Genomic DNA, 24970 nt, shown 5'->3' with positions numbered 1-24970 from the left:
AAGGATAACGTATTTTTTGATTTCTTCTATTCAATGTGTACGTTAATATTTACGCATGATGTGATGACTTATATTAACCCTTTATTGCTACTAAGGTAGGAGATATACCCAAAATAGGATTATAAAGTACATTTTTCTTGAGTGGCTCCAAAAGTAAAGAATCGTTGCCGTCCTCCTTAAACGGTTAACTAACCCCAATTTTTTTCAATTTTGACGACATGCTCAACGCTGTGGAAAAATAAGTTTATTTTCTGTTCCTAAAAGCAGCCTTTGTATATTTTCCATATGCCTGAAAATAACCATAAACGCCATTAGGAATGCAAATATATAAAAATATAAGGTATTCCCAAAAACAGGAATAAATGAAATGACCGCAACAAGCAATGTAGCACATATTGTACCTAAAGAGACATAACGGGTTAAAGCTACTATTATCACAAAAAAGCCAAGGCATAAAAGGGCCATAACCCAGTCAACCATAAACAGTACAGCCACTGCTGTAAGTGCTCCCTTGCCTCCTTTAAACCCAAAATATACCGGCCAGTTATGCCCTATAACCGCCCCTGCGCCCGCCGCTAAAAGGCTTACGCAATCTTTAGCCTCTCCCGAATAAAAGTAAACGCTAAGGAACAAGCCTATATAACAGGCAATTACCCCTTTTAATATATCTCCCGCAAGAACAAACACCGCAGCAGATTTCCCAAGTACCCTCAGAGTATTGGTAAGCCCGGCGCTTTTGCTTCCATGGCTTCTTATGTCCTTGCCGTATATTTTCCCTACAATCACCGCTGTATTAAGGCTTCCTAAAAGGTATCCCAAAACTAAGGCCGCAAAAATCTTTAAAATATCAATCATCACTCTTCTCCCTTTACATTATTCTGAATTTCTTTTTTCTACATCAACACAGGGTTTTAGCATTGTTCTTCTCCAGAAAATTTTTCAATAAACTTCTACTTATTTATTCATGTTAAAAGGGCATCTACAATAAGGATGTTGGACATGATTGAATAGTCAGAAAAATTACCGGTAAAAAATCCTTCATTAGTTACAACATTTTGGATCTAAACTGCACGCTTTCCTTCTTCTACTTCAATGATCCGATCAATTAATAAAAGGGGATAACGATGGGGAATAATTTCTTCAATTTGTTGAATATTGAGCATGAATGTCTCTCCTTTATACCATAGATAGATATTTTAGTTAGTTTAATTTCCAGGAATAAAATGTTCGAATATTGACAATAATTAGTACCTAGTACTATTATTTGATTATATAACTAAGTGTGAAAATAGTAAAGGGGGATAAATGTATGCAATCAAAAGCAAGAATTACAGCTATTGGTACCTATGTACCTGAAAAAAAGCTGACCAATGATGATTTAGAAAAATTAGTAGATACAAATGATGCATGGATTGTACAAAGAACTGGGATGAAGGAAAGAAGAATTACTGGTGATAACGAATATGCTTCTACATTAGCTTTTAAAGCTATTGAAAACTTAGTGGAACGTTATCATAAAAGTCTTGTCGACGTGGATTGTATTCTCGTTTCAACAACTACGCCTGACTACACTTTTCCAAGTGTAGCCTGCCAAATACAAGAGTATTTTAATATTCAACATACAGGTGCTGTTGATTTCAATGCGACTTGTGCTGGTTTTACATACGGATTACATCTGGCGAATGGTTTAATTACATCTGGCCTTCATCGCAAGATTTTAATTGTAACGACAGAAACCTTATCTAAGATTACAGACTATACAGATCGAACTACATGTATCTTATTTGGAGATGGAGCCGCAGCTGTTTTAGTAGAGAAAGATGAAGAAGAGTCTAGCTTTATAGCTACCCATATTGGGACAAATGGGGAAGGAGGCATGCATGTATATCGTAAAAATTTATCTACTACCATGTTTGGAAATCCTTTAAGAACACATGGGAAGATAGTTCAAAATGGAAGAGAAGTATATAAGTGGGCAGCACGGACACTACCAATTGGTATTAAAGAATTGTTATGTCAAGCAGAGTTACAACTGGAAGAGGTGAACTGGTTTGTTCCACATAGTGCTAATTTACGAATGATTGAATCTATATGTGAAAAATCAGGTTTCCCACTGGATAAAACGTTAACAAGTGTAACATACATGGGAAATACTTCTTCTGTCTCCATTCCATTAGCATTAGACATAGGTATGAATGAAGGAAAGGTGAAAAAAGGGGACACTCTTTTACTCTATGGGTTTGGAGGAGGTCTTACACACGCTGGACATATCATTAAATGGCATTTAGCAAAGGAATAGGAGATGAAATATCCAGTAGTAACATAAACGTATTTTATTACATTAAAAATCTTTATAGGGATTCTGTTCCATCGCTATAAAGCTAAGTTTTTGCACTACCTCTAAAGCAAAAAAGGCGTTATCCTTTCTGTAGAATCATAGGAAAGGATGGCGTTTTTGTATGTCTATTTCTGTATCCGATGAATTACAACTATTTGCTCAAGAAATTCAAAGTTTTTTATCCCAAAATACCTTACGAAATCTTGCTATAAATATCCGTTTCTCATTTTACAGACATCTGTTTATTCTATACACCTTTATAGACATAATTGTTATAATTATCAATGAGGTGTAGCATATGAAACATAAAAAATTTGGATATGTGCGAGTTTCGAGTAAAGATCAAAACGAAGAACGGCAAATTCAGAATATGAAGAATTTAGGGATAGAAGAACGGGATATTTTCATAGATGAAGAATCTGGAAAAATATGGAATGAGAGAATTATCAAATGCTAAAACGTCTTGTTCGTACAGAAGATACCATTGTGTTTGATTCCTTGACAAGACTTGGAAGAAATATGAATGATACATTAGAAGAATTTAGATATTACGAAAAAAATAAAGTAAATTTACAATTTATAAAGGAACCATACATTAACGTCAATTACACTGGAGAAAGTGCAAATGATGTTATTCAGAGCGCAATTCAAAAAGCAACACTGACAATATTATCTGCCTTTGCAGAAAAAGAGCGCATTGATATTAAACAACGTCAAGTTGAAGGAATTGCTCTTGCCAGAAAACAAGGTAGACGTTTAGGACGTCCGCCTGTCGAAATAACAGAAGAATTTACGGATGCTTACAAGGAATGGAAATCTGGTTCAATTACAGCAGTAGGAGCCATGAAAAAGTATGGCATCAAACGTTCTTATTTTTATAAGCTTGCTAAACAGTATGAGGATAGAATGAAAGAATAGAGAGACAAAATTTTAATTTGTTAAGATAGTAATTGAGGTAGCACCAACATTCGTTAAAATGTGGGTGGGACCCCTTTTAGCAAAACCGGAGTGGAAATGATGAGTATAAATAGTTTTGTGGGATTGATAGAGGATGAATTATTAAAAGAGGTAAGCATAAGAAGTGAGGATGAATTCGAGCCTGTAGTAGTTAAAGGTATTCCTAGACTTTGGAAGTGTTTAGGGACAGGTAATTATGCTGCAGTATTTATGCACAAAGAATACAAAGATTGGGTAGTGAAAGTTTACGCGCGAGAAGGAGAAGGAATTGAAAAAGAGTCAGAAGTATACCGAAGAATCGGAAATCATCCTTCTTATTCGAAGCTTATATATAAAGGAGAAAATTTCATAGTATTGAAACGTTTAAAAGAAATTACCTTATACGATGCTATTCATAAGGGGATTAAAATTCCTAAGCAGGTAATCCTTGATATCAATGAAGCTTTAGAGTATGCAAGGGAACAAGGATTAACTCCTTGTGATGTTCACGGGAAAAATGTGATGATGGAAAACGGAAGGGGATATGTAGTCGATGTATCTGATTTCTTAAAAACGAAAGAAGATAGTAAGTGGAGAGACCTAGAAAAGGCATATTTTACATTTTACTTGCCTTTCATTTATAAATTGCCTTTCCCTGTTAAAATACCGTATTTCATGTTAAACATTGTTAGACGTTCATATAGAAAATATAAGAAGCTTAAAAAGAAATTCAAATTGTAAAAGGACCACATACTTATCTTTAGGTTAGATAAGTGAACCACTAGTAAACAAAAGGACTGTACATTTTAGATATGTCTAATATGTACGGTCCTAATTTTATAACTTCATGAAGTAATCATTTTCATTTTCTTTTTCACGCTTTTGTCAGTATATTTACGTTCGAACTCATCCACAAAATTAAGCTGTTTACGACAATTTTCATCAATGCAGTATAAATCTGTTTGTAAGGCTTCATTTTCTTGAATTTCATCAATTCCGACAATTCTATTTAAAAAGGGATGATAAGCACTAGACATTTTAATTCCCATTTTAAACCCTCCTACATAAATTGAATGCTCTTTATTTTATAGTATCAAATATTTTAAGGAAGATAATGGGTTGTTTTTTAAAACATCTATTTTAAATGTTGTTTAAGGGGTACCGTACATGCCCATCAAGCTAAGATTTTGTGGTACCTCCAAAATGAAAATTTTCTTGCTCTGTAGTTAGTTATTTGGAAAAGTTAGCTCTTTTTTTTTCGTTTTTGGGGTGTTTACTTTTCTTAGTTTGATGGCGATGGGGCACTTCAAAATTTTAAGTTGATGGGCATGGGGTGGGGGCAGGGAAATACGGATTTATAACGTTAAGACCTTTTTTCTGACGCTCGCTGTCAGGAGGATTTTATTATAATAGGCTATATCAATTGTGATTGGAGTGTTAATAGATGCAAACAAAAAATGTTTATCTTTATGTATTTAATACAATGTCAGATTGGGAATATGGATATTTAATTGCTGAACTAAATTCAGGAAGATATTTCAAAAAAGATGTAGCACCTTTAAAAGTAGTTTCAGTAGGAGCAAATAAAGAAATTATTACTACGATGGGAGGACTGAGCATAAAACCAGATATTTCCCTTGATGAATGTACTCTTAGGAGTAAAGATCTTTTAATTTTACCTGGAGGGAATACTTGGAGAGAAGATATTCATCAACCTATCTTGAAAAAAATTGGCGAAGCTTTAAAGTTTGGCACTATTGTTGCTGCAATTTGTGGTGCAACTGAGGCCCTCGCGAATATGGGATACTTAGATTCTAGAAAGCACACAAGCAATGACTTAGAGTATATTAAAATGGTCTGTCCTAATTATAAAGGAGAAAAATTTTATGAGATGAGACCCGCGGTATCTGGTGAGAATTTGGTTACTGCATCAGGAGTAGCTCCTCTGGAATTTACAATGGAAGTACTGAAAAAATTAGATGTATTTGCACCAGATACATTACATGCATGGTATAACCTAAATAAGACTCATAAACCTGAATACTTTTTCCAGTTAATGAATTCAATAAATAGATGAGTTGAAAAAATCAACTGAGCAGTTTTATATTCGTTTAAATAATTAACATGCTTTAGACGATGTCAAAGCATGTTTTTGTATATAACCTAAAAATATTTATGGAAGTAAAAAACTCACAAAGCACTCCTGCAGTTGCTAGAAATAGAATTGGTAACTTAAGCGATGAACGTTTTTTTGAACATATGGGATTTGAAATTGTGGATCAAGCATTCCCTTTTTCAATTAGCTATGTTGTAGTAGTAACTGAGGCCATTTATAGTACAAGAAGGACAGACAATACAGACTTGCTCTGTATTGTCTGTCCTTTTTTTTCCTCTATATAATGTTACACATTATATTTTATTTCGTACTTGTAATAAAACAAAGGGTCCTTCTTTTTATTAAATTGTTCATGGACAATTGTTATAGAGCTGTTTCTCTTTTTTGTATTACTCTTTAAAATGCAATTGAAATGTTACAGAAGAGGTAAATCTCTTGTTTATTTGGCACATTTTTCTGTAATCTTTTGTTCATATTCCGTTCATATTTCTTTTTTAAGATGAGTACATGGAAAGAAAGAGGAAGGAGCGAGTGAAATGTTTTTAGCTCTACGTGAATTAAAACAATCAAAATTAAGATACGGATTAATTGGGCTTATTATGATTTTATTATCATTCTTAGTCCTTGTGATTTCTGGATTAGCAAATGGTTTATCCTATGATAATGCATCATCGATTCAAAATATGGATGCAACAAAATTTGTATTAGCAGATGATGCGGAAAATAAATTGCTCCGTTCACAAATTAAAAAAGAAGATGTGGATGATGTAGTAGGGCAAGTAGATGCAAACGATGCTGTACCATTTCATGTGAAAATTTCTACGTATGAAAAAAAGGATAGTTCAAAAAAGGTTGATATTGCGATTTTTGCAAGCGAACGTGACACGTTCTTGGAACCAAAGATTGTGCAAGGGAATGCATTAGGAACAGCACAAGATGAAATGGTTGCTGACGAATCAATTAAAGAAAAAGGTGTAGATATTGGTGATACAATTATCGATCCGGTTTCTAAAAAAGAATTCAAAATCGTTGGCTTTACGAAAGATCAGATGTTTAGTCACACACCTGTTGTGTATGTGAATCAAGATGTATGGGGACAAATTGCTCAGCCAAACCAAAAGGATTATAGTGCAATTGCACTTCGTACGGATAAAGAAGTGAAAAATGCACATGTAATTGAGAAAAAAGAAGTTCTTCAAAGTATTCCAGGGTATAAAGAAGAGCAAGGAACATTAACAATGATTATTGCATTCTTGCTTGTGATCGCAGCTTTATTAATCGGTGTGTTCTTCTATGTCATTACACTACAAAAAACGCAGCAATTAGGTGTATTAAAAGCAATCGGAACAAAAAATTCGTATTTAGCAAATAGTTTAGTTATGCAAGCGTTATTCTTATCTGTTGTGGCAATGGGGATAAGTATTGTATTGGTAGAAGGATTGCAAAAGATTTTGCCAGAAAGTATGCCGTTCTTATTAACGACGGCAATGATTGGTCAATATGCGGGAATCTTTATTGTAATTAGTATTCTTGGAACGCTTATTTCCTTATATCAAGTATTAAAGGTTGATGCATTAGAAGCAATTGGAGGTGGTATGTAATGACTTCATTATTAAAATTAGAAGAAGTAAGTAAAGTATATGGTGAGGGAAATACAGAAGTAACCGCCCTTCATCCGATTTCACTTGATGTAAAAGCTGGAGAATTTATCGGTATTGTTGGTCCCTCTGGATCAGGGAAAAGTACTTTATTATCGATCGCCGGTGCGTTATTATCACCATCAAAGGGGAATATTTACATTCGTGAACAAAATATTACCCGTTTATCAGAAAAGGAAATGACAGATATTCGTTTAAGAAAGATCGGGTTCATTTTTCAATTCGCAAATCTTGTTCCATATTTAAATGTAAAAGAACAATTACTCTATATTGCAAAATTGAAGAAAGAAGACCGGAAAGATTCTGAAAAGCGTGTGGATCATTTGCTAGCTGCATTTGGGCTATCTCAAAGAAAAAAACATTACCCAAATCAATTATCTGGTGGAGAAAAACAAAGGGTTGCGATTGCTCGTGCTTTTATGAATAATCCGGATTTAATCTTAGCTGATGAACCAACTGCAAGCCTCGATTCAAAACGTGGACGTGAAGTTGTCGAAATGATGAAGCGGGAAGTGAAAGAAAGTCAAAAAGCAGCGGTTATGATTACGCATGATGAGAGAATACTCGATGTATGTGATCGTGTTTTAACATTACGTGATGGAAAGTTAGTATAGGTATGGTAAGAAAAAGCGCAGGAGGGATTCCTGTGCTTTTTTTGTGTATGATAATTCGTTGCGTTTAGTTTCAGATTTAAATGTTACAATAGTATCATTATTCTGTTAGTTGTAAGGGGGAGGGTGAACTGTGGAGAAGAAAATCATACATATGGAAGGGCTTATTGTTTTAGTCGCAAGCATATATATGTATTCATTATGTGATTTTAGTTGGTTTATATTTTTCTTACTGCTTTTAGCGCCTGATGTTTCAATGCTAGCATATCTTATCAATAATCGTATTGGTGCGCAGATTTATAACCTATTTCATACTTACATAATATCCATATTACTTATTTTGATAGGGGTATTTCTAAAATTAGATGTTCTCCTTATGATTGGTTTAATTTGGACAGCTCATATCGGGATGGATCGTCTGTTCGGATATGGTCTTAAATATCAAACGGATTTTAAAGATACTCATATCCAAAAGTTATAAAAGGAAGTAGGGGATGTATGAACTTTAAAAAAATGACTGAAATGTTAGGAGAAATCATGTTTTTAAATCGTTAAAGTCGCTTTACTGCGATGAATCAAGTATACTGAAAAATGTTTCCTGAAAATAATCTATTTCGAAAAAACATTGAAGTTGTTTTTACTACATATAGTTTCTTTAATTGAAAGTGTAAGGGTTATATTGCAGTAAGCAAAGCATGTTAGGCTACGTTAATTATATGTATAAAGCTTGAATGGGGATACAGAAGGAGAATGAATGAGCATGAATTTAGCAAAATTCCCTAGAAGGAAATACACAGAATCATATACGCCAATTGAAAAATTAGATCATTTTTCTGAAGTGCTTGGTGGGCCTTCTATTTATTTTAAACGAGATGATTTACTTGGTTTAACAGCTGGCGGAAATAAAACGAGAAAATTAGAGTTCCTTGTAGCGGCTGCACAAGCGAAAGGTGCGGATACGTTAATTACATGCGGAGGTATTCAATCTAATCATTGTCGTTTAACATTAGCAGCTGCGGTAAAAGAGAAAATGAAGTGTACCCTTGTGTTAGAAGAGGGACTTGAAGAAGATTCTAAACCGGATTTCAATGGTAACTACTTTTTATACCACTTACTAGGTGCTGAGAACGTAATTGTTGTGCCGAACGGGACGGATCTTATGGATGAGATGCAAAAAGTAGCGAAAGAGGTAACGGAAAAAGGACATACCCCTTACATCATTCCAGTTGGAGGGTCTAACCCTACCGGTGCGATGGGATACATTGCTTGTGCACAGGAAATTATGACCCAATCATTTGAACAGGGAATTGATTTCAATGCAGTTGTTTGTGTAAGTGGTAGCGGGGGCATGCATTCGGGTTTGATTACTGGATTTTATGGAAATCAAACAGGGGTACCGGTAATTGGAATTAATGTTAGTCGCGGAAAAGCTGAACAAGAAGAAAAAGTATTTAAGCTGGTGCAAGAAACTTCAGCACACGTTGGGATTCCAAATTTTATTCCGCGTGAGGCAGTGACATGTTTCGATGAGTACGTTGGGCCAGGATACGCTTTACCCACACCTGAGATGGTAGAAGCTGTTCAGCTTTTAGCAAAAACAGAAGGGATTTTATTGGATCCAGTATATACAGGTAAAGCGGTAGCTGGACTTATCGACCTAATCCGAAAAGGTACATTTAAGAAGGAAGATAATATTTTATTTGTACATTCGGGCGGTTCACCGGCGTTATATGCGAATACATCGCTATTTTCCTAATATGTAAGAAAATCGGCACCAAAATAAGTGGTGCTGATTTTTTATGTAAGCTTTGCTAGTCTGTCTTAATTAGCTATAAAGAACAAATTGCTCATCTAACCAATTTACAACTTTTTCAATCATTGAAATACTTATTGAATGATTGATATTTTGGTATAGCATAAATGTAATGTTAGAGGGTGTGTTTTGATAATGTGATTGCACTTTTTCATAAAATGTTTGTTGTCCAAGAGGTGAAATAACAGCATCGCTTGCCCCATGTAATAACAGCATAGGTCTATTATGAATGCGTTCAATAAACTGAATAGGATCCATTTTTCTAATCATATGAATTTCATTGGAGGCATTTGAACCGTACTTTTGAAAAATCTCTTCAGAAGTTATCCAAGCTCCTGAACCGTTTATATTAATAAGCGCATCAATTTTTGAGTCCTCCATAAAAGCTCCGGAAGATATAAATCCACCCATTGAACTTCCGAGGACTACAATTTTATGTCCTAAGCAGTATTCACTCTCATAGATACTAGTAAATAAATCATTTATATCATGTTTAATGGTATGTAAAATGGTTTTCCAGAAATATTGTTCCATTATCGATTTAGAAAAATAATCTATCAAGGGTTCACGTGAATCATGATAGATAATCTCTGGCACAATTACGGTATATCCTAAGTTTGCTAAAATAGTACCTAAAAATGTTTGATTATAAATGCTAGAACCCCATCCATGATAGAAAACAATTGTTATTTTTTTATCTTGTTGCGTGGGTTGTAACAATAGACAATTGATATGCCCTAGTTGGATTTCTACTTGATTCATTGTATATGTTCCTTTCTATGAACGCTCTGTCTCAAAAAACTCGATCCACTCTCCATCAGGACCAGAGAAGAAAAAATAACGTGTTCCATCTGGTAGCGTTTCAATTTCTTCACTTAATAAAAAAGTGATCCCTAATTTTTTCAGCCTTTCCATTTCATCTTCTAATGAATCTACTTTGAAGCAAATATGATGTATTTTACCTTCTGTTGGAAGAGAAGAATTATAACCTTCAATGAATTCAACAATAGTTTCTTGGGCGCCATCTACACCTAAAAAAGCGAGTTTTAAGTTTGGATCTGGATGTCCCATACGTTTGATAAGTTTTAACCCAACTACTTCTTCATAAAATGAGATCGATGTTTCTAAGTTTGCAACCATGATTCCAACATGTTCGATTCTTTGTACCGGCATATCGATTCCTTCTTTCCATAATTTTAATATGTATCATAATATTGAAAATTAAGAAAATAAGCAAGATAAAAACCTTACAAATTTTATGATGTTTCATGATATAGTGAGAAAGTATGTTTGGAAAGAAGGAAGGAGACAACGCAATGAACACAACTTTACAAACTCCTTCATTAACGGAAACGATGAAAGAGTGGCATCAAGCATTAGCATATGAAATTAAACATTGGAAAACGATAGGCGGTAGTAAGCTATCGATTATAAATGGTCGTTTTTTATATACAGATTATGAAAGTACAGTTTATGTATTTCAGCTTATCTCAGAAGTAAGCTTACCAGAGGGTACACCCATTCGAATTGAATTTGATGGTGAGGAAACAACAGGAGAAGTATTATCAGTACATGGATTAGAAATCGAGCTGAAATTGAATGATTATATACAAGGTGAAATAAGAGAAGCTAGTTTATACAGTGAACCATGGCAGTTGTTAGAACAACTGCAAGAGCGGTTGAAAGATATACGAAAAGATAAACAAAAGCGTCAGCGGGTAAAACGCCTTTTGGATGGAAAGAGCACGCCAAGGCATATAGAAAAGATGAAAAATCCGAAGAATGAACTTGCATATCGTTCTTTTTATAATAGGGCGACATATGTGTGGGGACCACCTGGAACAGGAAAGTCTTATAACTTATCACGCATTATTTCGGCGCATTATCAAAAAGGAAAATCAGTACTTGTACTAGCTCATAGTAATGCAGCAGTGGATGTATTAATGAGTGAAGTCACAAAGCAAATAGAGAAGAAAGAAAAATGGACACCAGGAGAAATCGTCCGGTATGGATTTAGTCAACATGAACATATACGTAATCATGAAACGTTGCTTGCTTCTAGATTAGTCGAAACAACGAATGGATCATGGGGAGAAGAAAAGCTTTATTTAGAGGAAATGCGCCAAGATCTTCGCCAAAAAATCTTATCGTATAAAGCAACTGCTTCTGATAAGAAGCGGATGCAAGAAATTGAAGGAGATCTTAGAAAACAAAGAGCGAAAATTAAAGAAGTAGAAAGAGAATATATTGAAAATGCAAAAGTAATTGGTGCAACGCTATCTAAGTGTGCAATTGATTCTCTTATTTACGAACGAACATTTGACTTAATTGTCGTGGACGAAGTAAGTATGGCTTATGTACCACAAATTGCTTTAGCAGCTTCTCTTGGAAAAAGAATTGTCGTTTGCGGTGATTTTTTACAGTTGCCACCAATTGCGATGGCAAATCATGAGCTCGTTAGAAAGTGGCTAGGGGAAGATATGTTTTATCATGCTGGTATTGTCCAATCTGTAAATAGTTATGAAACGCATCCAAATTTATTTATGCTAGAGGAACAAAGACGAATGCATGCGGATATATCTAAGTTTACAAACTCATTTATTTATAAGAATAGAGTGTTCGATCATCCTTCTGTTTCGGCAAGACAAGAATTAGCGAAATTACAGCCATTTGCTAATGAAGCAATTGCTTTGTTTGATACAAGTTTGATGGGCGCTTATTCTTTAAAAGATGCAGCCTCTGGTTCACGTTTTAATATTATGTCCGGTTTCGTTGCGATGCAGCTGATTTTAATTGGATTATTAGATGGTGTTCAATCGATTGGAGTTGTCACGCCATATCGCGCGCAGTCCCGTTTCTTATCAACATGTATAAGGGAGATTTTGCAAAAAACAAAGTATCGAAATACGCCTATATTAGCGGCAACAGTTCATAAATTTCAAGGGTCTGAACGAGATATGATGATATTTGATACAGTAGATAGTTATCCGCAGGAGAGACCCGGCGTATTATTTTTTGATCATAAAAATCATCGTTTAGTAAACGTTGCGATAACGAGAGCAAGAGGGAAGTTTATTCAGTTATCGGACTGTAAGTATATGCGGAAAAACCTTTCTCGAAAACAAGCGTTATCTCACTTAACTTCTCACATAGAAAGACACGGAAATGTATATGATCGTACTACTTCGCGCCCATTGCTAGAACGAAAAATTACAAAACGTTTGAGATGGTTTATGCAAATGAATTTGGAAGAACCGAAAGGATTATTAAAAGATATTCTATCGGCAAAACAAAAAATTATTATTTCGCTTCCAAGTACAAGACAGGTAGACAAAAGAGTATGGCAGGCATTAATGCGTACAGCAGCGCAGGTCACGATATATAGTGATGGACCAATTCCATTAAAAAACGTGAGAATACAAAGACAAAATAAGTCACTCCCATTTTTATTAATTGATGATGAAATCTTTTGGGCAGGAGCGCCTTTAACATCTCACATGACGTTTGAAGGAAGTCCAGAATTCCCTTATATATGTGCAAGATTACATGCACCTGAAACGATTGGCGTTTTAAAAGGGTTTTTAGATATTCGTTAAAATCAGATCGGAATTCCTTGACATTTACTCGGAATAACACTAGAATGAAAATAATTTAATATAATTTTATGAAAATAAAAACAATTTTCTTATCACGAGAGGTGGAGGGACTGGCCCTATGAAACCTCGGCAGCGGATTCAATATGAATACTGTGCCAATTCCAGCAAGTGAAAGACTTGAAAGATAAGAAAGAAGGCTATTTTGAATTTGTATTTTCAAGCCTCTTTCTATTTTTTAGAAAGAGGCTTTTTTATGTGTAAATTTAAAGGAGGAATGGGGAAAATGACAACAAAACAAGTAACGTCACACCGAAATATTATTACGGAAAGTATAGAAGGAAATAAAGAAAAATACATAAAAACAAGTCATGATATACATGCGAATCCTGAAATCGGTAATCAAGAATTCTTTGCATCCAGAACATTAAGTTTACTTTTAGGGAGTGCAGGATTTCAATTGCAGCATAATATAGCAGGACATGAAACAGGTTTTATCGCACGGAAAAGCTCAGGAAAACAAGGACCTACAATTGCTTTTTTAGCAGAGTATGATGCTTTGCCTGGATTAGGCCATGCGTGTGGTCATAATTTAATTGGTACAATTAGCGTTGCAGCAGCGATTGCATTATCGGAAACAATTGAAGAAATCGGCGGTGAAATCGTTGTATTTGGAACACCAGCAGAAGAAGGTGGTCCAAATGGAAGTGCAAAAGCAAGTTATGTGAAAGCAGGATTGTTTAACAAGATGGATGCGGCACTTATGATTCACCCTAGCGGAAAAACAGCAACAACAAGTCCGTCACTCGCAGTTGATCCACTTGATTTTTATTTCTATGGAAAATCAGCACATGCAGCAGCGTCACCAGAAGAAGGAATTAATGCATTAGATGCGGTTATTCAACTTTACAATGGGATTAATGCACTACGTCAACAGCTACCGTCAGATGTGAAAATTCATGGTGTCATTACTGAAGGTGGAAAGGCGCCGAATATTATTCCAGATTACGCATCAGCCCGTTTCTTTATTCGCGCAGCAACACGTAAGAGATGTGCGGAAGTAACAGAAAAAGTACGAAACATTGCGCAGGGTGCAGCACTGGCGACAGGAACAACAGTAAAAATCAATCGGTTTCAGAATGAAATTGATGAATTATTAGTGACAAAAACATTTAATGAAGTGATTGCTGAGGAATTAGAAAACCTTGGTGAAGAAGTAAATCGTAAAGAGAGACTTGGAATCGGTTCAACAGATGCGGGAAATGTGAGTCAAGTTGTACCAACGATTCATCCTTATATCAAAATTGGTCCAGACCATTTAATTGCGCATACGAATGAATTTAGAGAAGCAGCTTGTTCGGAACTTGGCGATAAAGCCTTAGTTACATCCGCAAAAGCATTAGCGTATGCAGCATACCGATTAATTACAGAAGAAGGAACGCTTAATCAAATTAAGGAGGAGTTTAAAAAAGCGCAGCGAAATCAATAATGTGATAAGTACTCAAGAAGTGGTTTTCTAAAATTTTATTTGGATAAAAAAGGTTTGGAGAAATCTCTAAGCCTTTTTGGGTTATAAAAGGTAATAAAAAGAGAGCTTACTACCCACAAATAGCAAGATAAATAGCTGAAGTATTAAAAAGGAGGAGGAAAAGTGAATCAGAATACTCTTGAAGGCTATCAAATTAGAACTGCACATAATAATGAAAGTACTCTTATTATTAATATGCTAAAAGAAATCGCTCAATGGTTAAAAGATAAAGAAATCAATCAGTGGCAGTACCTCTTAGAAGGTAGAGATGACGAAGAGATAGCACAAGCTGTAACGAACAACAACACTTACATCGTTTTAAAAGAAAATGAAATGATAGGTACTTTTACAGTTTCTTCCACGCAAAGTGAGTGGGATCGCCATATTTTTGGTGAAGATGTTTTTTTTGATTCACTATATTTACATAGACTGGCGATTATCCCTAAGTATATGAAAAGGAGAATAGGTGAAAGGATTTTGATGTGGATTCAAGATAATATGCACACTGACAAAAAGTTCTTAAAGTTAGATTGTGTTGCAAATAATACTAAACTAAACAAATTCTATAAAAACAATGGCTTTGAGTATTTTGGCGTGGCAGATGGTCATAATAAATATCGAAAAAGGATAAAAAAATAGTTTTCATTACTTGTCGTTAGTGCGCCGCTTGTAACTAAGATTGTGATTGCGGTTGTATCCGTATCATTTGTTTTGCTTTTTTCGACGTCTATCCCATGTATTTTATCTATGGATATACCATGAAAAGTTTCAGAACTTATTAATTTTGTATATTGAAAGAACGATTTTAACATTAGTGATTAGTGGGCCAATTGCATATGTTTTACTGTAAGAGATGAAAAGACACACTTATGTTCTTAAAGTAAGTCCTTTTTCCGTATTATTAGATTTTAATCGATAGAAAATGAAATTTTGAATATTTTGATATGTGTTATGTTGCAAACTATAATATAGCTAGATACATAGAAAAGGGGATGTATTTATGGAAATAGTAAACAAAAGAGCGATGTTGCGATTAATGGATGCAAATGATGTAGAAAAATTATTTGCAATTGTGGAAGGGAATAAAGAAGTTTGGACGTATTTAATAGCTAAAATGGAAAGTTATCAAGATATGGAGCGATATGTTGAAACGGCAGTAAAACGATATGAGAAGGGAACGGATTTACCATTTGTTGTTATAGATCAAAAAACGAATGAAGTTGTAGGCAGTACACGTTTGTATAGTATTTCAAATGATAACAAAACGGTTGAACTTGGCCAAACATGGTATCATCCGAGTGTACAACGAACAAGTGTGAATACGGAATGTAAGTACATGTTATTGCAATATGCGTTTGAAGAATTACACATGCTGCGTGTGCAAATAAAAACAGACTTGCGAAATGAAAAAGCACAACGAGCGATTGAACGACTAGGCGCAGTAAAAGAAGGGATATTACGAAATGAGAGAAGGTTACCAAGCGGTTATGTAAGAGATGCGGTAGTATATAGCATTATTGCAAGTGAGTGGCCAATCGTGAAAGATCGATTACTACACAAAATGGACATGTATAAATAGGAGGCAAATATGACAAATTTAGAAACAAAGAGACTAAAGATGATCCCCTTTACATTAGAACTTGTCGAGGCAATGATAAAAGGGAGAGAAGAGCTACAGGAAATCATATCGTATAAAATATCTTTAGAATGGCCAATGCCAGATTATAAAGATATTTTGCCGTGGATTGCTGAAAGTTTACGAAAAAGCCCGAAACAAAGTAAATGGAGCGGACTTATTATTCATAAGGAAGATAATGTTATTATTGGTGATATGGGTTGTAAAGGTGCTCCTGATTCAACTGGTACAGTAGAGATTGGATATAGCATTGTACCAGAATATCAAGGGAAAGGCTATGCAACTGAAATGGCAAAGGCCTTTGTTAAGTGGCTGGAGCAGAATGAAGAAGTGCAAACGATTAAGGCAGATTGTTTAACGAGTAATGTCGCTTCGAGTAGAGTGTTAGAAAAGATAGGCTTTACATGTGTACTTGAGGAACAACATATGAAATATTGGATTGTAAAGTGAAACGGAAGAGGTATATGCTCTTAAGAGAGGAAAATATACCTTTTTTTCTTACAAAATGATTACTTCTTTTATATACTTTTGTTTCATCATTCCCTTCCGTGAAAAAATTCGTTACAATGGAGTTGTATGAGGAAATTTGTACATAAATCAAGCTCATATAGTATGAACCACAAATAATAGTAAATTAAAAATCCTCTATTTGAATGAAAATCCTTTATAATACGAATTGATTGTTTAGAAAAGTTCCTTCTTTTAAATAAACTCAAATGTAATGATTCGAAAAAGGTCATTTTAAATTAATAGAAGTATGGATGATGCGCGGAGGCTAGTACAAATGAAACAAAATAAGAAAAGTAAGAAAAGACGAGTTCTGCAAGTGTTCTTGCTTATGATTAGTTCTATAATTCTATTTATTAGTTATGCAGCTTACGATATTTGGAGTAATCGCTTTAAAACAGATGAGGTACCTACAGATGCTGCTGTTGTACTAGGAGCGGCTTCTTGGAATGGAAAACCGTCTCCTGTATTCCGCGAACGAATCAATCATGCAATCTCCTTGTATAAAAATGGAAGTATTAAGAAAATTATTTTTACAGGTGGTACTAAATTTGAATCAGAGCTGGAAGAAGCACGGACTGCGAAAGCGTATGCATTAAAGCATGACGTAAAGGATGAAGATATATTAATTGAAACACAGTCGCGTTTTACAGAAGATAATTTGAAGAATGCTAAGCAAGTTGGAATTGACAATGGCTTACATACTTATACAATCGTAAGCGATCCTCTTCATATGAAGCGAGCGATGAGAATAGCGAAGCATATTGGGATGGATGCATACGCATCGCCGACTCCCACATCAGCATATAAAACATTAGATACAGAAATTCCGTTCTTTTTTAAAGAATTGTGCTCTTATATTGGGTATGTTGCATCGTTACCTATACGTACTTTGAAAGGTGATTAAGAAAGTAAGAAAAAGGATAGACAAAGGTAGAATAGTTCTGCTGAGTCTGTCTTTTTTTCTATAACTTTACAAATTATAGAAAAAATTCCGATAAAAACCTTGTATTTTTATCGGAATAGTGACACAATAAAATGCATAATCAAATATAATCTTATCGAGAGAAGTGGAGGGAACGGCCCAATGAAACTTCAGCAACCTATCATGTGATAAAAAGGTGCTAATTCCGAGTAGATAAGAAGGAAAAGAAATGACAACCTTCTTATATGTAAGGTTGTTTTTTTAGTAGGAGGAGAGAAAAGATGAAGCGTTTATTTTTTACACTAGTAAGTATCGTATGCAGTTTATTTGTAATTTCTGGTTGCGCAAAATCATCTGCAGGTGACCAAAAAGAAATTCGTTTAGGGTTTACCCCAGGACCATACAGTGATCAAGTGAAAAAGGCAGTTCAACCATATTTAGAGAAAAAGGGCTATAAAATTAAAATTGTTGAGTTTAATTCACCAAACGAAACAAATCCAGCCCTAACAAATAAGGATATTGATGCAAATATATTTCAAAGTACTGCTTTTATGGAATCGTACGCAAAAGAAAATAATGCAAAAATTTCGAGCGTTATTCAGGTTCCATCAGCACCTCAAGGTGTATACTCTGAAAAACATAAGTCATTAGATGATTTGAAGGATGGAATGAAGATTGGGGTACCAAATGATCCAGTTAATTTAGAACGTGCATTACGTATTTTAGAAGAGATTGGCTGGGTGAAATTAAAAGACAATGTAAATATTTTAACAATCTCTGAAAAAGATATAACGTTTAAAAAGAAAGATTTCAAATTGGTACCGCTTGAATCACCACAAATTCCAAGAGCTATGAAAGATTTAGATTACGGTATTATTAACGGAAACCTTGTTATTTCATCTGGACATAAGTTAAAAGAAGCGCTGGAATTAGAAAAAACACCATCACAACATAGAATTATTGTTACTGTTCGCGATGAAGATAAAGAAAAACCATTTGTGAAAGATTTAATTGAAGCATATCATTCACCAGAGTTTAAAAAGATGATTCAATCTGAAGAACAATTTGAGGGGTTTGTGCTCCCTGACTACTTAAAGTAAAGGAGATCTTGATATGACATTATCATTTATAGAAACAGAAGAACAAGTTCTCGTATTGGAGAAAATAAAAGAATTCATTCCGCGATTTGCAGAAAGGGAACATCAACTGAGTGAACTCGGATCTTTTCCTTTTGAAAATATTAAAGATTTACAAAATATTGGTTATACGAAGCTAACATTACCAAAAGATGTCGGTGGAAAGGCCATTTCATTGTATGATTTTGTTTTATTTCAAGAAAAAATTGCAGAGGGAGATGGAGCAACCGCTTTATCAATTGGTTGGCACCTTGGAATTGTGAAAGAACTTGCGGAAAATCGCTCATGGCAACCTGATATGTTTTCTTGGTTTTGTGAAGAAGTAAAAAAAGGTGCTCTTTTTAACCGAGCAGCAACAGAACCGAAGACAGGGAGTCCAACAAGGGGCGGGAAACCAGAAACATTAGCTGTGAAAAAAGGTGATAAATGGGTTATAAACGGCAGAAAGACTTTTACAACGATGGCACCTGTACTTGATTATTTCATCATCTCAGCAAGTATTGAAGGACGAGAAGAGATAGGAGAATTTGTGATTCCAAGGCACGAAAAAGGTGTCTATATAGAGGAGACATGGGATAGTGTTGCGATGCGTGGAACGGCTAGCCATGATCTTGTATTACAGAATGTTGAAATCCAAAATAAATTTTTTACAGATGTAAAAGGTGCACAGGTGAAACCAAAAGGAATTGGATGGTTACTGCATATACCAGCATGTTATTTAGGGATTGCGCAGGCTGCAAGAAATTATGCGATTGATTTTGCCAAGTCATATCAACCGAATAGTTTAAATCATCCAATCAGTTTACTGCCGAATATTAGAAGATTAGTAGGTGAATTAGAGCTAGAACTTATGCAGGCACGCACGTTTTTATATCAAGTTGCAAAAAAATATGATGAGGCAGAAGATAAACAATCTTTGCAAGCCGAATTAGCAGCTGCAAAATATATTGCGACGAATGTAGCCATATCGGTTGTAGATAAAGCAATGCGAATTGTTGGAGCGAAAAGCTTATCTGAAAAAAATCCACTACACCGTTATTATTTAAATGTTCGAGCTGGTTTACACAATCCGCCAATGGATGATGTAACACTCTCGCTAATAGCAGACGATGTTTTTAAATCAAATGAAAAGGAGTGAATGAAAATGATAACGTTACGCGATATCAATAAAACGTTCCAGACGAAAGAAGGTTTATTTCATGGTGTAAAATCAGTCTCATTACAAATTGAAGAACATGATATATTCGGAATTGCTGGATTGAGCGGTGCAGGAAAGTCTACGTTATTACGTACAATGAATTTACTAGAAAAGCCGGATTCAGGTGTGGTGATTGTAAATGGAGAAGATTTAACAAAGTTATCGAAGAAAGATTTACGAACGGCAAGACAGTCGATTGGTATGATTTTTCAACACTTTCATCTTCTTCATAATAAAAATGTATCGGATAATATTGCTTTGCCGTTAGAATTGAAGTCAGTTTCAAAAGAAGAAAAAGAAAAACGAGTGCGAGAATGCTTAGAAATTGTTGGCTTAAGCGATAAAGCATATCATTTTCCTTCACAACTAAGCGGTGGGCAAAAACAACGTGTTGCGATTGCACGTGCATTAGCAAATGATCCCAAAGTATTACTTTGTGACGAGCCGACATCGGCACTCGATCCGAAAACGACACGATCTATTTTGCAATTTCTACAAAAGATAAATAAAGAGCTAGGGGTTACAATCGTAATTGTAACGCATGAAATGAATGTCATTAAACAAATTTGTAATAAAGTAGCAGTGATGGAAGAAGGAGAAGTTGTTGAATCCTTCCATTTACGTGACCAACATCTAAAACCAACAACAGAAATCGCAAAACTTCTATTAGGTGTTGAAGGAGAGAGGGGCATTGCACATGTTCAATAATGTTATTCCACTGCTTCCAGAAATTTGGACATCGCTTTTGCAAACATTTTTAATGGTTGGACTTTCAGTTGGAGCGGCAATTATTTTAGGAATTCCTTTAGGTGTAATTTTATATTTTACTAGCAAAGGACAAATTTTGGAACAAAATATTGTCCATCGTACATTAAACGGCATCGTAAATATTATTCGCTCATTTCCATTTATCATTTTGTTAGTAGCTCTTGTACCATTTACAAGAACCTTATTAGGAACTACAATTGGTCCAATCGCTGCAACGATTCCTTTATCAGTAGCAGCCATTCCTTATTTTGCAAGACTTGTAGAGCAAGCGCTGCGCGAAGTTCCAAAAGGGGTAATTGAAGCTGCTGAGGCAATGGGAGCGTCGCCACTGCAAATTGTTTGGAAAGTACTGCTTGTTGAGGCGCGTTCAGGTCTTGTATTAAGCTTAACAGTTTTAACAGTAAGCTTTATTTCCTACTCAGCTATGGCAGGTGTTGTCGGCGGTGGTGGTGTCGGTGACTTAGCGATTCGTTTCGGTTATTATCGTTTCCAAACAGATGTTATGGTTGTTACGGTACTTATGCTTGTGATTCTCGTTCAATCTGTACAATTTATTGGAAATAGAATTGCGGCGAAACTTGATAAAAGATAATGATAAAAAGAACTTTGGTATACACCAAAGTTCTTTTTATTGTAGGGGATGAACAGTGAAAGGTGTTCAATGATCGACGTGCGGAAAATTAGCACTATCGATATAACATATGAGAGAATGTAGGAGAGAAGATAAGGGAATATATATGTGAAAGGGGGAAAAACAGTGGCAGAAATCAAATTTGATATTAAAGAAACTTTTGGAGTTATATCACAGTCACCTAAAGGCTGGAACAAAGAACTCAATCTAATTAGCTGGAACGGCAAAGAGCCAAAGTATGATTTGCGTGATTGGGCACCGGAACATGATAAAATGGGAAAAGGTATCACATTGACAATCGAAGAGTTAAAAACATTAAAAGATATTTTAAACCGTATGGAGTTATAAAAACAAAGTGTTTTGTGCAGAAAAAACCACTTTTGAATTGTTATTTCAAGAGTGGTTTTTTTGTATGGACGTATATGTCAGAAGAGACTATACAATCTTTTCTTCTCTATCTTCTTTTTTGTGATGTTCAGGCACGTAGATATATTGAGATACAATAAGAAGAACGCTTATAAAAAATACAGGGAACATACTCGATAGAAATAGACCATCAATCATAAAATTAGTGATTAAACAAACGATAATAATGAGTGATGTAAATAGATGAGAAATGTGTTTTTTTAATCGTATTTTATATAATTCTCGCAATATTTCACAGCATACAAATAAGATGAGTATGCTTAAAAAATATATATTTGTATCATAAATAACAAAACAACAGATTAGACCGAAGAAAGCTAGATACTCAATAAGTAACGGAATATTACGTAGCATAAGATGTTACCGTACTAAGTAAGGAAGTGGATCAACGGCATTTGTTTTCTCGAAATTCCATTCCCCATTATGTAATTCAAAGTGAAGATGTTGTCCTGTTGAATGTCCAGTGCTCCCCATCTGCCCTAACTCTTGACCAACTTGAACGCGATCTCCGGCTTGTACAAATCTGTTTTTCATATGTGCATAAACAGTCGTATATAATTTTCCTTTTATGTAATGAGTGACAAATACAACATTACCATAGCTACTAGAATAGTAGGATTTGATAACTTTCCCAGCAGCTGCAGCATGGATAGAAATATCTCCAGTTGCCACAAAGTCAACACCATAATGCATTTGTCCCCATCTCACTTCAAATGGTGAGCTAACTTGTCCTTGTGTTGGAAATTTAAAAACAGCAGGTATGGAAGGTGATGTAGATTTCTCTTGTGGTTTATTTTGTAATACATAATGTTTTGCAACATACCCATATCCAGAGCCAAAACGAATTTTATACCATGTACCTACAGTATCAACGACTTGAAGTTGCGTTCCGTTTTGTAAAGAGCCAATAACAGCAGTGTTTGTCCCTGCACCGCTGCGTACTTTTAAGTTAGGAGTTGCAACGTAGTAAGCATTGTTTTGTATTGTAATCCCATTAACGAATGAGTGTGAACGATTGGATACAAATTCTTTTTTTACGTATCCTTTTTGTCCGTTGTGAGAGATGAGATACCAGTCGTGATGTGTTTCTTGGACAGAGATAAATGCTCCGTTTGGTAATACGTCAATAATGGATGATTGTATACTTGGTTTTGAACGAATATTTAAGGCGTCTGCAGTTACGATGTGTTGGGTTTGTTGTGGATGTAGCTTTTTCAAAGATAAATTGGACTTTTGGATGTAGCCAATTTTGTTTTGGGAGTTTACTTTATACCAGTTACGTGTAGTTTCGAGAATAATCACAGGTGTGTTATATGAAATACTTCCAAGGGAATCACTATTTGTTGTGCTTTCTTGATAGAGTTGAACGTTATCAAGTTTTACGTATCCGATTCCTGCGTTGCTCTTTGGTTGTACAGCTGTTGTTTGCGTATCTGCTTCAGTAGTGGATGGTAAAAGAGAAGCGATTACAATAGTTGTTGCTGTCAATGTTGTAGCTTTCATATTCATCGTATAATGAGCCTCCTTGTATTGTTTGTGACAAAATTTAGAAATATATTAAAAGAATAACAGAAATATAGTAATTATGGAAATAAAGAAAGAGAATTCAGTTGTTTCTCAAGTACGCAACTTTAGGGTAATGAACTTGTTTTTCTAAACTTTACAGGAGTTTGAAAAATCTTTCATTTTCTTTGCTTTTTTCAAGTTTTATATGAGAAACCTATGTTTCGGATTTATACTACGGTATAATAATGTGGAAAAAGTACGAAAAGAGGTAAGTTTCATGCTAGAGGTTATTGCAACTTGTTTAGAAGATGTGAAGCAAATTGAAAAAGCTGGTGGAAATCGAATTGAACTCATTTCAGCATACACAGAAGGTGGATTAACACCAAGTTATGCTTTTATAAAAAAAGCGGTGAAAGCTGTAAACATACCTATTCATGTTATGATTCGTCCTCATGCTAAGTCATTTATATATACAGCAGAAGAAATCGAAATGATGAAAGAAGATATTCGAGTCGCGCAAGAACTTGGTGCAGCCGGTGTTGTATTAGGTGTATTGAATGAACAAAATCAAATTGATGAAGAAAAATTAGCTGATTTATTATCTGTTGTAGATGGAATGAATGTCACATTTCATCGTGCAATAGATGAAATGGCTGATCTTGTTGGTGCAGTTCAAACATTGCGTAATTTTGAAAAGATCACTCATATTTTAACTTCTGGTGGACAAGGAGGCATAGTGGAAAATATTCCTGTACTCCATGAAATGCAAAGAGTAAGTCAAGGTGATGTACAGCTCATTGCTGGAAGTGGTGTGACAAAGGAAAATATACAACGAGTATTGAATGAAACAGGAATTTCAGAAGCGCATATTGGTACTGCAGTCCGAGAAGGTAAATCTTGTTTTGCTGAAATAAATCAAAAATCTGTACAAGATCTAGTGGGATTGACAAAATCATTATAATGCTAGAGAAGAGGGGAAAAAATGGAGAAAAGCAAGAAAAAAGAAATTATTTCATGGATTAAAACAATAGGAATTACAATAGGAATCGCTTTAATTGTACGTGGTATTTTATTTACTCCTTCTCTCGTACAAGGTGAGTCTATGATGCCTACATTAGAAAATAATGAGCGTGTCCTTGTCAATAAAATTGGTTATAATATACAAGGTTTAAATCGCTTTGATATTATCGTGTTTCATGGAAAAGAAGGATATGATTTAGTGAAGCGAGTAATTGGCTTACCGGGGGATACGATTGAGTATAAAAACGACGTATTATATGTGAATGGAAAAGCGGTAGATGAACCATATCTAGCAGAGTATAAGGAACAGGTAGGTAAAGGGAAGCTAACTCCTGATTTCACGTTAGAGCAAAAAACTGGAAAAGAAAAAGTTCCAGAAGGACAAGTATTTGTACTGGGAGATAATCGTCAAGTTTCAAAAGATAGCCGCATGTTTGGATTTGTTTCTGAAGATCAAATTGTCGGAAAAGGTGAAGTAGTATTTTGGCCGTTGCAACAAGTAAGAGCGTTGCATTAAAGATAAGGTTTTGATATATGTGTTAAAAAGCATTGAATGTTCATTTCAATGCTTTTTTTTATTTTAGAAAAATATTGTCTAAAAAGAAAGAATATTTTATAATTTTA

At 34.8% G+C, this 24970-nt stretch carries 27 protein-coding genes, 3 pseudogenes and 2 riboswitches; of the genes and pseudogenes, 23 read left to right on the top strand and 7 right to left on the bottom strand.

Annotation, left to right across the window (positions count from 1 at the left end; genetic code table 11):
- Positions 1–222: 222 nt before the first annotated feature.
- On the bottom strand, positions 223–855 hold the full coding sequence (gene plsY, locus QRY57_RS15510; protein ID WP_098135982.1) for a glycerol-3-phosphate 1-O-acyltransferase PlsY: 633 nt from the start codon (positions 853–855) through the stop codon (positions 223–225).
- A 116-nt stretch (positions 856–971) separates the two neighbouring features.
- Positions 972–1163, bottom strand: a pseudogene (locus QRY57_RS15505) (hotdog family protein); the annotation flags it as partial.
- A gap of 146 nt (positions 1164–1309) precedes the next feature.
- Here QRY57_RS15505 and QRY57_RS15500 point away from each other — a divergent pair.
- From QRY57_RS15500 to QRY57_RS15490, 3 genes and pseudogenes are all read left to right on the top strand, one after another.
- Positions 1310–2299, top strand: a complete 990-nt coding sequence (locus QRY57_RS15500; protein ID WP_070144492.1) for a ketoacyl-ACP synthase III — start codon at positions 1310–1312, stop codon at positions 2297–2299.
- Positions 2300–2636: 337 nt separating this feature from the next.
- Positions 2637–3256, top strand: a pseudogene (locus QRY57_RS15495) (recombinase family protein).
- Positions 3257–3355: 99 nt separating this feature from the next.
- Complete coding sequence (locus QRY57_RS15490) at positions 3356–4015, top strand: protein kinase family protein (protein WP_286017875.1); 660 nt, start codon at positions 3356–3358, stop codon at positions 4013–4015.
- Positions 4016–4119: 104 nt separating this feature from the next.
- On the opposite strand, the gene QRY57_RS15485 is transcribed toward QRY57_RS15490, so the two are convergent.
- Entirely contained in the window at positions 4120–4323 is a 204-nt protein-coding gene (locus QRY57_RS15485) for a hypothetical protein (RefSeq protein WP_286015474.1), read from the bottom strand.
- Positions 4324–4718: 395 nt separating this feature from the next.
- Here QRY57_RS15485 and QRY57_RS15480 point away from each other — a divergent pair, with 395 nt between their 5' ends.
- The 6 genes from QRY57_RS15480 to cuyA all read left to right on the top strand — a co-directional run bounded on the left by QRY57_RS15480 (position 4719) and on the right by cuyA (position 9415).
- Positions 4719–5351, top strand: coding sequence for a type 1 glutamine amidotransferase family protein (locus tag QRY57_RS15480; protein WP_286015473.1), 633 nt, complete (start codon positions 4719–4721; stop codon positions 5349–5351).
- A gap of 59 nt (positions 5352–5410) precedes the next feature.
- Entirely contained in the window at positions 5411–5674 is a 264-nt protein-coding gene (locus QRY57_RS15475; protein ID WP_286015472.1) for a hypothetical protein, read from the top strand.
- Positions 5675–5926: 252 nt separating this feature from the next.
- Positions 5927–6991: an ABC transporter permease gene (locus QRY57_RS15470; protein WP_286015471.1), complete on the top strand. Its 1065-nt coding sequence runs from the start codon at positions 5927–5929 to the stop codon at positions 6989–6991.
- Positions 6991–7662, top strand: a complete 672-nt coding sequence (locus QRY57_RS15465; protein ID WP_286015470.1) for an ABC transporter ATP-binding protein — start codon at positions 6991–6993, stop codon at positions 7660–7662. Before QRY57_RS15470 ends, QRY57_RS15465 begins: the two co-directional genes overlap by 1 nt.
- Positions 7663–7792: 130 nt before the next feature.
- A complete protein-coding gene (locus tag QRY57_RS15460; protein WP_090690273.1) occupies positions 7793–8140 on the top strand; it encodes a DUF4260 domain-containing protein in 348 nt (115 codons plus the stop codon).
- 279 nt (positions 8141–8419) lie between these two features.
- Complete coding sequence (gene cuyA / locus QRY57_RS15455) at positions 8420–9415, top strand: D-cysteate sulfo-lyase (RefSeq protein WP_286017874.1); 996 nt, start codon at positions 8420–8422, stop codon at positions 9413–9415.
- 69 nt (positions 9416–9484) lie between these two features.
- Here the strand turns inward: cuyA and QRY57_RS15450 are convergent, their stop codons facing one another.
- Together QRY57_RS15450 and QRY57_RS15445 are read right to left on the bottom strand one after the other, a co-directional pair.
- Positions 9485–10234: an alpha/beta hydrolase family protein gene (locus QRY57_RS15450; RefSeq protein WP_286015469.1), complete on the bottom strand. Its 750-nt coding sequence runs from the start codon at positions 10232–10234 to the stop codon at positions 9485–9487.
- A gap of 15 nt (positions 10235–10249) precedes the next feature.
- On the bottom strand, positions 10250–10645 hold the full coding sequence (locus QRY57_RS15445) for a VOC family protein (protein WP_286015468.1): 396 nt from the start codon (positions 10643–10645) through the stop codon (positions 10250–10252).
- 113 nt (positions 10646–10758) lie between these two features.
- Between QRY57_RS15445 and QRY57_RS15440 the strand changes: the two genes are divergently transcribed.
- The 12 genes and pseudogenes from QRY57_RS15440 (at position 10759) to QRY57_RS15385 (ending at position 21742) form a co-directional block, all read left to right on the top strand.
- Positions 10759–13068 carry an AAA domain-containing protein gene (locus QRY57_RS15440; RefSeq protein ID WP_286015467.1) on the top strand — a complete coding sequence of 770 codons (2310 nt, stop codon included), beginning with the start codon at positions 10759–10761 and terminating at the stop codon, positions 13066–13068.
- 86 nt (positions 13069–13154) lie between these two features.
- Positions 13155–13259, top strand: a riboswitch (SAM riboswitch).
- 92 nt (positions 13260–13351) lie between these two features.
- Positions 13352–14554, top strand: a complete 1203-nt coding sequence (locus QRY57_RS15435; RefSeq protein ID WP_286017873.1) for a M20 family metallopeptidase — start codon at positions 13352–13354, stop codon at positions 14552–14554.
- A gap of 162 nt (positions 14555–14716) precedes the next feature.
- Complete coding sequence (locus tag QRY57_RS15430) at positions 14717–15232, top strand: GNAT family N-acetyltransferase (protein ID WP_286015466.1); 516 nt, start codon at positions 14717–14719, stop codon at positions 15230–15232.
- 3 nt (positions 15233–15235) lie between these two features.
- Positions 15236–15443: pseudogene (locus QRY57_RS15425) on the top strand (YjiH family protein); the annotation flags it as partial.
- Between the two features lie 150 nt (positions 15444–15593).
- On the top strand, positions 15594–16172 hold the full coding sequence (locus QRY57_RS15420) for a GNAT family N-acetyltransferase (protein WP_026592442.1): 579 nt from the start codon (positions 15594–15596) through the stop codon (positions 16170–16172).
- Positions 16173–16181: 9 nt separating this feature from the next.
- The gene (locus QRY57_RS15415; protein WP_286015465.1) at positions 16182–16679 is read left to right on the top strand and encodes a GNAT family N-acetyltransferase; all 498 of its coding nucleotides are present in this window, start codon (positions 16182–16184) and stop codon (positions 16677–16679) included.
- Between the two features lie 334 nt (positions 16680–17013).
- On the top strand, positions 17014–17643 hold the full coding sequence (locus QRY57_RS15410) for a YdcF family protein (RefSeq protein ID WP_026592444.1): 630 nt from the start codon (positions 17014–17016) through the stop codon (positions 17641–17643).
- Positions 17644–17791: 148 nt separating this feature from the next.
- Positions 17792–17881, top strand: a riboswitch (SAM riboswitch).
- Between the two features lie 61 nt (positions 17882–17942).
- A complete protein-coding gene (locus tag QRY57_RS15405; RefSeq protein WP_286015464.1) occupies positions 17943–18761 on the top strand; it encodes a MetQ/NlpA family ABC transporter substrate-binding protein in 819 nt (272 codons plus the stop codon).
- A gap of 13 nt (positions 18762–18774) precedes the next feature.
- The gene (locus tag QRY57_RS15400; RefSeq protein ID WP_098302467.1) at positions 18775–19935 is read left to right on the top strand and encodes an acyl-CoA dehydrogenase family protein; all 1161 of its coding nucleotides are present in this window, start codon (positions 18775–18777) and stop codon (positions 19933–19935) included.
- A gap of 6 nt (positions 19936–19941) precedes the next feature.
- Positions 19942–20703, top strand: coding sequence for a methionine ABC transporter ATP-binding protein (locus QRY57_RS15395; protein ID WP_176527673.1), 762 nt, complete (start codon positions 19942–19944; stop codon positions 20701–20703).
- A complete protein-coding gene (locus tag QRY57_RS15390; protein ID WP_026592447.1) occupies positions 20693–21355 on the top strand; it encodes a methionine ABC transporter permease in 663 nt (220 codons plus the stop codon). Before QRY57_RS15395 ends, QRY57_RS15390 begins: the two co-directional genes overlap by 11 nt.
- Positions 21356–21520: 165 nt before the next feature.
- Positions 21521–21742, top strand: coding sequence for a YdbC family protein (locus QRY57_RS15385; protein ID WP_026592448.1), 222 nt, complete (start codon positions 21521–21523; stop codon positions 21740–21742).
- An 87-nt stretch (positions 21743–21829) separates the two neighbouring features.
- Here QRY57_RS15385 and QRY57_RS15380 read toward each other — a convergent pair whose 3' ends face one another.
- The gene (locus QRY57_RS15380; RefSeq protein ID WP_243765358.1) at positions 21830–22174 is read right to left on the bottom strand and encodes a hypothetical protein; all 345 of its coding nucleotides are present in this window, start codon (positions 22172–22174) and stop codon (positions 21830–21832) included.
- 6 nt (positions 22175–22180) lie between these two features.
- Positions 22181–23329, bottom strand: a complete 1149-nt coding sequence (locus tag QRY57_RS15375) for an SH3 domain-containing protein (RefSeq protein ID WP_286015463.1) — start codon at positions 23327–23329, stop codon at positions 22181–22183.
- Positions 23330–23603: 274 nt separating this feature from the next.
- Here QRY57_RS15375 and QRY57_RS15370 point away from each other — a divergent pair, with 274 nt between their 5' ends.
- Together QRY57_RS15370 and lepB are read left to right on the top strand one after the other, a co-directional pair.
- Positions 23604–24287 (top strand): copper homeostasis protein CutC, encoded by a 684-nt coding sequence (locus tag QRY57_RS15370; RefSeq protein ID WP_090690236.1) that lies wholly within the window; start codon positions 23604–23606, stop codon positions 24285–24287.
- A gap of 21 nt (positions 24288–24308) precedes the next feature.
- Positions 24309–24863 (top strand): signal peptidase I, encoded by a 555-nt coding sequence (lepB, locus tag QRY57_RS15365; protein ID WP_026592451.1) that lies wholly within the window; start codon positions 24309–24311, stop codon positions 24861–24863.
- Positions 24864–24970 lie beyond the last annotated feature (107 nt).

This window comes from Bacillus arachidis, assembly GCF_030285945.1.
Classification (GTDB): domain Bacteria; phylum Bacillota; class Bacilli; order Bacillales; family Bacillaceae_G; genus Bacillus_A; species Bacillus_A arachidis.
This window is presented reverse-complemented; position numbering and strand designations above follow the sequence as displayed.